The 10,232-nt window shown below is 39.8% G+C and carries 9 protein-coding genes; 6 read left to right on the top strand and 3 right to left on the bottom strand.

Annotated elements, in window-relative coordinates; translation table 11 throughout:
* The first annotated feature begins 4 nt into the window (after positions 1 to 4).
* On the top strand, positions 5 to 1,090 hold the full coding sequence (locus tag CJ483_RS22195; protein ID WP_259455831.1) for an EAL domain-containing protein: 1,086 nt from the start codon (positions 5 to 7) through the stop codon (positions 1,088 to 1,090).
* 248 nt (positions 1,091 to 1,338) lie between these two features.
* On the opposite strand, the gene CJ483_RS22200 is transcribed toward CJ483_RS22195, so the two are convergent.
* Both CJ483_RS22200 and CJ483_RS22205 read right to left on the bottom strand, forming a co-directional pair.
* On the bottom strand, positions 1,339 to 1,785 hold the full coding sequence (locus CJ483_RS22200; RefSeq protein ID WP_120037694.1) for a DinB family protein: 447 nt from the start codon (positions 1,783 to 1,785) through the stop codon (positions 1,339 to 1,341).
* A 457-nt stretch (positions 1,786 to 2,242) separates the two neighbouring features.
* The gene (locus CJ483_RS22205; RefSeq protein ID WP_120037695.1) at positions 2,243 to 2,539 is read right to left on the bottom strand and encodes a hypothetical protein; all 297 of its coding nucleotides are present in this window, start codon (positions 2,537 to 2,539) and stop codon (positions 2,243 to 2,245) included.
* Between the two features lie 223 nt (positions 2,540 to 2,762).
* Here CJ483_RS22205 and CJ483_RS22210 point away from each other — a divergent pair, with 223 nt between their 5' ends.
* The 5 genes from CJ483_RS22210 (at position 2,763) to CJ483_RS22235 (ending at position 9,837) form a co-directional block, all read left to right on the top strand.
* The gene (locus tag CJ483_RS22210; protein ID WP_182917139.1) at positions 2,763 to 3,704 is read left to right on the top strand and encodes a magnesium transporter CorA family protein; all 942 of its coding nucleotides are present in this window, start codon (positions 2,763 to 2,765) and stop codon (positions 3,702 to 3,704) included.
* 159 nt (positions 3,705 to 3,863) lie between these two features.
* Complete coding sequence (gene acnA, locus CJ483_RS22215) at positions 3,864 to 6,584, top strand: aconitate hydratase AcnA (protein WP_120037699.1); 2,721 nt, start codon at positions 3,864 to 3,866, stop codon at positions 6,582 to 6,584.
* Positions 6,585 to 8,143: 1,559 nt separating this feature from the next.
* The gene (gene trxA, locus CJ483_RS22225; protein WP_120037703.1) at positions 8,144 to 8,461 is read left to right on the top strand and encodes a thioredoxin; all 318 of its coding nucleotides are present in this window, start codon (positions 8,144 to 8,146) and stop codon (positions 8,459 to 8,461) included.
* A gap of 46 nt (positions 8,462 to 8,507) precedes the next feature.
* Complete coding sequence (gene trxB, locus CJ483_RS22230; RefSeq protein ID WP_120037706.1) at positions 8,508 to 9,455, top strand: thioredoxin-disulfide reductase; 948 nt, start codon at positions 8,508 to 8,510, stop codon at positions 9,453 to 9,455.
* Positions 9,456 to 9,699: 244 nt separating this feature from the next.
* The gene (locus CJ483_RS22235; RefSeq protein WP_120037708.1) at positions 9,700 to 9,837 is read left to right on the top strand and encodes an FbpB family small basic protein; all 138 of its coding nucleotides are present in this window, start codon (positions 9,700 to 9,702) and stop codon (positions 9,835 to 9,837) included.
* A gap of 81 nt (positions 9,838 to 9,918) precedes the next feature.
* Here the strand turns inward: CJ483_RS22235 and CJ483_RS22240 are convergent.
* The coding region (locus CJ483_RS22240) for a gamma-glutamyltransferase (RefSeq protein ID WP_182917140.1) at positions 9,919 to 10,232 on the bottom strand (314 nt) is incomplete at its 5' end.

The raw sequence follows: 10,232 nt of genomic DNA on the forward strand, positions 1-10,232 counted from the left end.
GGGAATTGTCTCTCCTGGAGAGTTTATCCCTTTGGCAGAAGAAAGTGGCTATATATTGACAATTGGCGATTGGGTGATCAAACAAGTTTGTTCTCAAATAAAAGAATGGGAGAAAAAAGGGTTAAAGATAGTCCCTATATCAGTAAATGTTTCTTACAAACGGCTGATGAAAGTGGATTTTGTTGATAGTGCCATCAAGGCTGTAAAAGACGCAGGTATCCACCCGAGCTATATTGAGTTTGAAATTACTGAGCGAACAATGATTCAGCATGAAGAAGTAGTTAAGGCGGCCATAGCCAATCTTCAAGCATATGGGTTTACTTTCTCGTTAGATGACTTTGGTACATGTCAATCGTCTCTTTCTTATTTATCTACTTTTGAAATTGATGTGCTGAAGATGGACCGTTCATTTGTTAAAGAGATCGGAAAAAACAGACGGATTGAAAGTATTGTTTCCAGTGTAGTAGCACTTTCGGACGAGCTGGGGATAAAAGTAGTCGCTGAAGGGGTAGAAACAGAATGGCAGTTTGACTTTCTTCGTAAGCGAAACTGCCACTTTATTCAGGGGTTCTTATTCAGCCCACCGGTCAAGAACGAAGTGTTCGAACAGATGCTGGCTGATCCTTACATTGGCATGAACAAACAGGCTAAAGCAGAAAATCGTCTAGCAAGTCATAGAAAGCGTGTGAATTTTTCTAATCCAATGATTGCAGCCATGTCTATTACAAAAATTAGAGACAGGGAAGTGAAAATGGGTTATTCAGGGATTCTTATTACTAATATTGGAGGAGACGGGCTTTCGTTTTTATCACAGATTAATTTGCCTGAGCGCCAGGACATTATTTTGAAAATTACATTTGCACTTGGAGCCACCACATTTGAATTGTTCGGAATCATTGCACAAAAGCAAGAAGAGACAGAGGTCTACCGATATGAAATGAAGTTTCAAATGCAAGGAGAGGAGCAGGAAAGGCTAAGAAGTCTGATTATGTGCATTAACGAGGAAATGAAGAATGATAAGACATTTACTGGCATAAGGACATTTTCCGGTTCGGTGCAAGAATTTTTTGAAGGAGATAAAGTGTCATAGCGGGAGGAGAACCCCCGTTGTTTACTGATTTAAGCACTGCTCCTATTTCCCGGGATATAGTTCATTTAACGCAATGGACTTCAAGCTTAACTGCCTTAAAAAGGTGCCTAGTTTAATGTGGATAATTTATAGTAGAAAAAGTGATTGGTTCAATGATAACAAGGTGGTTGAATTCTAAACCCTCTGTAACCCCGTTCTGATTTTGGAACGGGGTTACAGAGAGTGGTTGAATGATAAGTGCAAATCTTCTAATTGAAAATCTGGTTTTTTAAATGGTGTTCCATATGTTCAAGATAGTCTTGAATGAGCCATTCAAGGGTCTTAAGTTCGTTATTGCCTATGTCGCATTGGTACGCTAATTTTTCGTCAGGTATCCGATCGATCACTTTTATTATTTTTTTATTTAAGCTGCACCATAGGTGTACGATCTCTTCACTTGTTATATGTTGATAGTCCTGAAGCTCCACCCATTGATTCTGGTTATAGGGCGTAAGGCGAAAGGGCTGCTTTTCATATTGAATGCTGATAAATCTTCCAAGATTATTAATGGCTGAATCGCATAAATGGCCTAGTATCTCTTTTTTTGACCATTTGTTAGGCATAGGTCGTCGCGCCGCTTCTGCTTCTGAAAAATGACTGAACACTTCTGGAACCTTGATTAACCAGTGATTTATACTTTCAATGACCTGTTGCATATCCTTCTCCTCCAATACTATTATTTAAGTTTCCCCTTTGTTTCTTATTATTTCCTTATGACATAACTCCTTAGATATTTACCGCATCTTTACTTTGAAAGAAATGATTTCTACTTACTTTCTCACAAATCCTTCTTCTCTTTCACAATTTGGTGGGCTTTTCAGAAAGTATTTTTATTTCATGCACTGTATCGCTTTTCTTGCGAGAGATCTATCGGTAAGGGTAATTAAGTCATTTCTTACCTGCAATTCTATGCTTGAAGCCGATCTGTGCGCATCGCTTTGCCTCAATGAAAATAGCCTATCAACCGCATTTTTATAATCACCGGAGGAAGAACAAAAGGGGACAAGAGCAGTTAAGGAAGTAGTTAAGAATAGCCGCCAGGAAAGTAAAGTGAATATAATAATAGAAGACAAATAATAAAAGACGGCGCAGCAAGCACCGTCTTTTCCAAATTTATTGTTGTTCTTTCTCGTTGTAATATTTCACTCCGAATTGCGATCCTTCAGATACCATTTTGTTGTCAGCAATATCGTCAGGATGAGGATGTCCGGCTTTTAAAACAGGGAATTCTTCGGTAGAAGGCTGGACGTCCATATTCATCTTTTCTTTCGCGGTATTGACCAGGCTGTCGAATTTGTTGCGATTTTCCTCTTTGGAAAGCCACCAGGCTGCAGCTCCTGCTCCAATAAGCATATAACCTAACCCTGCCCCGACGCCGCCTTGACTTTTTTCTGTATTTCTTCCAAACATAACAGAATTCCTCCTTACAACTTGAGCCTTTTAAGCTTTTCTTATATTTTTAAAAGCTAGTATTGCTTCTTGCATTATAATTACCCAAACTTGGGCAAATTAAAACCCACAGGTTATTTACACGTGGCCTTCAAAAAAGCAGATTTTTTTACTTATACGCCGTTTTCTTTTCTTATAGGCAGGGTATTAAAAAATGCAGGCATCAGTTATAGGAGGAGTGAAGATGGAGCATACCTTTAATAATGGACAATGGTCCTGGTATGAGCTCATGCAGTCTCAAATGGATGAGGCGGCTAAATACGCTGAACAATATCATTCATATAAAAAATGGGCAGAAGAAACCAAAAGAAATGTATCTAGTATCTTGAGAGTAGACACAAGTGAAAGAGGAAAGGAAGCCCTATGGGGTTCGCTTGTCTATTTTCAAGATGTTGAAGAAAAGGAAGGCAAACGAATTTTTCACTTCTACTTAACAAAAAAACATTTATTTACGGATGATTTAGATTTGTCCATTCTTGAAAATGTAGATGAGGATGTAATGAGAAAAAAGATGGATGAGGCCGAATGTCCGGTAGAAGGATTTATGATTATGATGGGGGAACTCATTAATCATTTCCTTGAAAAAATTGACGTGTTTGAAATTCGTTTAAGAGATTTGCTTTGGAAAATTAGGGAAAAGAATAATATAGAAATCCTCGATCAAACAGCCAAAAGCCGTCACGAACTTCTCGTATGGCAAAATTTGATTATTCCTATAATGGAAATAAAATACGGAATTGAAGAAACTTTTGGCGATGATGTGTCCAAAGGGTTTCATTTTAAGAGAGCATCAAAGCGGATAGAACGTGCTTATATGTTAATTAATGAATATGATAAAGAATTGAAAGCCATGGTGGAGTTAGAGAACACAGTTTCTACCCACCGGGGAAATGAAATTATGAAAACCCTGACTGTGCTGACAACGCTTTTTACACCTGTAGCTGCATGGGGGGCTATTTGGGGAATGAACTTTAAAAATATGCCGGAGCTTGATTGGAAGCTTGGTTATATTTTTTCCTGGGCGGTGATTGCTCTTACGACGCTAGCTTTGTATGTATACTTATTGAAGAAAGGCTGGATGGGTGATATTTTACGAGGGAAAAAGAAAAATTCGTTTTTTAAATAACCGCTTTTATTATAAGAAATACTTATTGAACTCAATTCGATTATCGTTATTTACTTATGTTAGTGATTGTATTATGATGAAATAGTATGAAAAGCAGAGAGTCATCTTTATTACACTTTCAGCTATGCTTACATATTTATGAAAAGAGGGGGAATCGGGATGGCAAACAATGATGTATTCAATGCCCGTTCAAATTTTGAGCTCGATGGTAAGCGTTATAATTATTACCGTTTAGCTGCTCTAGAGGAAGCGGGTGTGGCGAAAGTATCCCGCCTGCCATATTCGATCAAAGTATTATTAGAATCTGTACTGCGCCAGCATGATGGCTATGTTATTAAAAAAGACCACGTAGAAAATCTGGCTAAATGGGGAGCGGCAGACTTAAAAGATGCTGAAGTTCCATTTAAGCCTTCACGTGTTATCTTACAAGACTTTACTGGGGTTCCAGTTGTAGTTGACCTTGCTTCATTGCGCAAAGCGATGGCAGATATGGGAGGCAATCCGGATGTTATTAATCCAGAAATTCCGGTTGACCTTGTTATTGACCACTCTGTACAGGTAGACACATATGGTACACCTGAAGCACTTGAAAGAAATATGGAGCTTGAGTTTGAACGCAATGCCGAACGTTATGAATTCTTAAGCTGGGCACAAAAAGCATTCGATAACTATCGTGCTGTTCCACCAGCTACTGGTATCGTTCACCAAGTAAACCTTGAATATTTAGCGAGTGTTGTCCATGCGGTAGAAACTCCAAATGGCGAATTTGAAGCTTATCCAGATACGCTTGTTGGAACAGACTCCCATACAACAATGATCAATGGTATCGGTGTTCTCGGTTGGGGTGTCGGCGGTATTGAAGCAGAAGCAGGTATGCTTGGACAGCCGTCTTATTTCCCTGTGCCTGAAGTTATCGGGGTTAAATTAATCGGTGAGCTTCCAAATGGAGCAACTGCAACTGACTTAGCGCTTAAAGTAACACAAGTGTTGCGTACAAAGGGCGTAGTTGGCAAATTTGTTGAATTCTTTGGTCCTGGTGTATCTCAACTTCCGCTTGCAGACCGTGCAACGATTGCCAATATGGCACCTGAATACGGAGCAACTTGTGGTTTCTTCCCAGTGGATGCAGAGTCCCTTGACTATATGCGTCTAACAGGCCGCGAAGAAAGCCATATCAGAGTAGTAGAGCAATATTTAAAAGAAAATGATATGTTCTTCACTCCTGACAGAGAAGATCCTGTCTACACAGATGTAGTGGAATTAGACCTTGCTGAAATCGAACCAAACTTGTCTGGTCCAAAACGTCCACAAGATTTGATTCCGCTTTCCAGCATGCAAAAATCTTTCCAAGGAGCAATCAGTGCGCCAGAAGGCAACCAAGGCTTTGGTTTGACTCCTGAAGAGTTAGATAAGACAGCGACAGTTAAATTCGCTGACGGCGAAACAGCTGAAATGAAAACAGGCGCTGTGGCAATCGCTGCGATCACATCTTGTACGAACACATCTAACCCATACGTACTGCTTGCTGCAGGCTTAGTGGCGAAAAAAGCGGTCGAACTCGGTCTAGAAGTGCCGAAGTATGTGAAAACATCATTAGCTCCAGGATCAAAAGTTGTTACTGGTTACTTACAAGATGCTGGCTTGATGGGCTACATGGAGAAACTTGGCTTTAACCTTGTAGGCTATGGCTGTACAACTTGTATCGGTAACTCCGGTCCATTAAAAGAAGAAATTGAAAAAGCAATCATCGATTCAGATCTTTTAGTCACATCTGTGCTTTCCGGTAACCGGAACTTTGAAGGCCGTATCCATCCGCTTGTAAAAGCAAACTATCTGGCTTCACCACCATTGGTTGTAGCTTATGCGCTTGCTGGAACGGTTAACATTGACTTTGCTAAAGATCCAATCGGTAAAGATAAAGATGGCAAAGATGTCTTCTTCAAAGACATTTGGCCAGAGACGGAAGAAGTAAAAGAAGTCGTACAGCGTGCGGTAACACCAGAGTTGTTCCGTAAAGAATACGAGCGTGTATTTGACAGCAACTCACGCTGGAATCAAATTCAAACAAGCAACGAGGCTCTTTACAGCTGGAATAACGATTCCACTTACATTCAAAACCCGCCATTCTTTGAAGGATTGTCTGCAGTTCCTGAGAAGATTGAAGCACTTAAGGGCTTGCGTGTAATGGGTAAATTCGGTGACTCAGTGACAACTGACCACATTTCACCTGCTGGCGCAATCGGCAAAGATACACCTGCTGGTAAATACTTGCGTTCAAAAGGGGTAGAGCCACGTGACTTTAACTCTTATGGTTCACGCCGTGGTAACCACGAAGTGATGATGCGCGGAACATTCGCTAACATCCGTATTCGTAACCAAGTGGCTCCTGGAACAGAGGGCGGCTTTACAACTTACTGGCCAACAGGCGAAATTATGCCAATTTATGATGCTTGCATGAAATATCAAGAAGATGGCACAGGCCTTGTTGTTCTTGCTGGTAAAGATTATGGTATGGGTTCATCCCGTGACTGGGCAGCGAAAGGTACAAACCTTCTTGGCGTGAAAACAGTTATCGCGGAAAGCTATGAGCGTATTCACCGTTCAAACCTTGTCATGATGGGCGTGCTTCCACTTCAATTCAAACTTGGAGAAAACGCTACGACTTTAGGTTTGACTGGTAAAGAAGTCTTTGAAGTAGATTTAAACGACGATGTGAAGCCACGTGACGTTGTGACAGTGACAGCTATTGATGAAGATGGCAGCAAGAAGCAATTCCAAGCTCTTGTTCGCTTTGATTCTGATGTAGAAGTGGATTACTATCGCAACGGAGGCATCCTGCAAATGGTGCTTCGCGGCAAGCTACAAGACATTAAAGCATAATAAGAAGCTTTTTGATAGGGACCGGCAAATCTGCCGGTCCTTTTTGATTTATTATGTATATATTATTCTTAACCTCGCTCGTCCTATTTGCGTCATGAGAAAATAAGTTGTTTAAAACGGCGGCTGACCATGCTATTCAATCATTAGGCATGCAAGAGGAATGGTGAAATTGTAACGGCACAGGTTAATAAAAACTGGATGAGGGAAGTACACAAGACATTGTTTATTCACTGACTGATAAGTTTACTTATTTGATGCATGCAGCTACTTTGCCCATAGATTATCTTCTGTTGTTCCTGCTATCATTTTGCTTCGCAACAAATCATCACGATTAAAAGATTCATGGCCTTATTTATTTATCTTTTTAACGTCAGAAACTGCATTCACAACGTTAAAATAGTCTTTCTTTGCCCTTCCTGAGAACGATAACACCCTATCGGTTTTTTTAAAAGTAGGCAGTGTAGATGAAAAGAAAGCTACATTTAAAGGAAATTAATTGCCCACCCTTCTAGAGCGATAGCATTTAATGTCTGTCACTCTGTTGTAAAAAATAAGAGTGAAATGGTGTTAAATGTATAAAAGTTTGTTTGGCAGTCCATTAGTACACAGGTCCTCCTAATGGGGTTGATTCAGCAGTTGATAAAATGTCTCATACTTTATCAGCCAGTGAAATTATCATTGAGACAAGAAATTCTCATTGTAAGGAGTCAGTCTGCCATTGGCATCCATCAAAGAAATTGGATATCTAACGTTTGGATCAGAATTTATAGAGGCAGGGGGAGAAGCGGTTGTACGATGCGGAAGGTGAAGCTTGTCTTCTTCTATGATGTATCTATAAAGAAAAGGACTATAGGCAGAAAAGTCTTTATTCCAGTCATAGCAACGTTCTTATTGTGCGCTTATCGCTTCCTTGAAAAGGGGACTTCACAAACAAAGCAGGAACAGCTCTGTACAATAAATAGGGAAAGAGGGAAGAGAGGCCCGCAGTTAAAAGGTTTTACATAGGAAATGGCTTTGGCTGAAGAAAATTAGATAAAAAATAACTATTAAATTAAAATTAATATAAAAACATATTGAATATCATTTTACATTTGTGATAATATGAAACGCGAGATCAAGTAACATAACAAAGAAAAGGGGAGCAAAATAGCAAAAATTAAACTAGAAAAGCAAGTCCAGAATATAAAAAGCAGCAAGAGAGACTACAGGAGGAGCGAAGGGTGCCGACCTGTTTACCTTGCTAGAAAGACCATAAAGATAATGGATTAGCGGATTGAATGATTCTTTTAGCCGCCGATATAAACTATATGGTTGACAAAAAACAAGGCATTACGCTCTGTGGCTTGTTCATTATTAATCCAGAGAAAACTCTGTACATAACAACAGCAACTGTGATGTCAATGAAACATTGCATGTTCTGTAGTATTACAAGCAGACAGTTTGTGGTCAGCAAACTCGTAGTCTGATAAGAAAATGAATGGTTTGCACGAATAAAAGCTGTCCGTACTATTTATATCCGGCAGCTTCCCTATGAAAATAGTAATCAAGGAGGAAAATTTATGTCTAAGGTAATGGTTGTTAACGAATCTAATTTTGATGAGGTTGTTTCTTCTAATGAAGTAGCTGTTATTAAGTTCGGTGCTCCGTGGTGCGGGCCTTGCAAAATGATTGCACCAGTTTTAGATAGTCTTTCCACTAGCATGGAAAATGTCTCATTTGGAGATGTGAATATTGACGAAAATGGCATGCTTGCCGAGAAGTTTAACATTATGAGCGTTCCAACTATTTTAATTTTTAAAAACGGTTCAGTAGCTAAGCAAAGTTTAGGTTTTTCTCCAGAAGATAAGTTGAAAGACCTAATCTCTAAATATCTATAACGGGCATCAAAACGATTTATTTTCCGAGGAAAGAGGGGTATGAAAGATGAGTGAGAAAATTTATGACGTAATCATTATTGGAGCAGGTCCAGGCGGCATGACCGCGGCTGTATATACATCAAGAGCCAATTTGAAAACGCTGCTGATTGAGCGTGGAGTACCTGGCGGCCAGCTCCAAAATACAGAGGAGATTGAGAATTTCCCTAGTTATTCTCATATAGCTGGACCAGATTTAGCACAGAACATGTTTGAACATGCTTTGAAGTTTGGAGCAGAATATGAACAGGCTAATGTGAAGGATATTGTAGATGAAGGGGATGTAAAAGTCGTTCATAGTGATAATCAAACATATAAAGCACGGGCGGTCATTATCGCTACAGGCACTAAATATAAAAAGTTGGGCATCCCTGGTGAAGAGGAATTTTCGGGTCGCGGTGTCTCATGGTGTGCAGTCTGTGATGGGGCATTTTTTAGAAACAAAGAGCTTGTCGTTGTAGGCGGGGGAGATTCAGCAGTAGAAGAGTCCGTCTTCTTAACGAAATTCGCTAAAAAAGTGACTGTCCTGCATCGCCGGGACCGCTTTAGAGCCCAGCCGATTTTAGTCGACCGCATGCTTAAAAATGACAAGATTGACGTTGTTTATAACACGGTAGTAAATGAAATTGTTGGAGAAAACAAAGTAAACGCTGTTCTGCTGGAAAATACTGAAACGGGTGAAGTAACTACATTCCCGGCAGATGGAGTATTTGAATATATCGGCATGAATCCTGTATCTGAATTTGTGAGAGATTTAAAAATCACGGATGAAGAAGGGTGGATTATTACTGATGACCGAATGAAAACAGCTATTCCGGGCATTTATGCAATTGGTGATATCCGCAAAGATGCCGTTCGCCAGGTCGTCACAGCTACTGGTGACGGGTGTGTGGCAGCCATTGAAGCTCAGCACTTTGTAGAGAATTTAAAAGAACAATTAGCTACATCTCTTTCATAATTTTATTATAGCTGGACGTGGAGAAATCTGCGTCCAGCTTATTTTTTATATGCCTAATGACAAAATTATGCACATTTTTCCCTTTAGAGCCATGTTTTATCTCGTGCCTCATAATTGCTTTTTCCTAAAAAATTTGCAGCTGCCGCATTTAATTATCATAGTTATTTGAAAATTTAGTATAGGAATGTTTGTTTATGGGTAACATAGTCATAATGACGATTGAAAAGAAGGGAAGACATACACTATGAGAAAAAGACAAAGAAAATCATTTGCTGAGCTTGTAAAAGAAAATAAAAGTGAGTTGTTAAGAAATCCGACAGCAATGAAAGAAATAGAGGAAAGATTGGAAGAGCGGTTAGAAATAAGGAGATCTGTGAAATAGGGATCTCAAGGCTTACGCGGAGATTGACTATACATAAAAGCGGCCTAACGTTTAATAGTAACGTTGGACCGCTTTTTTGATTTAATGAGCTTCGGATTGATTGACGCCTACAGGGATGCCGGGCCTTGAAGAATCGCTCGCTCCGTACAATTGACTAGACTGATGGTCAAACAGTACAGCCTGAACGTTGCCCATTGGCAGAGCAATCTGATCAAATTGATAATTCATCTTTTCTAACACTTGTTTAGCTTCTTCAGGGATGCCTTCTTCCCACCAGATTAAGGGACCGGTACCATTGAAGATCCGTGGTTCTTCTATGGCGTCTTTCAGGTCCATTTCATAATTAATAACATGGATGAGCGTTTGCAGAACAGAAGCGACAATCGTCGGACCGC

The sequence above is a fragment of the Bacillus sp. PK3_68 genome (assembly GCF_003600835.1).
GTDB lineage: Bacteria > Bacillota > Bacilli > Bacillales > Domibacillaceae > Pseudobacillus.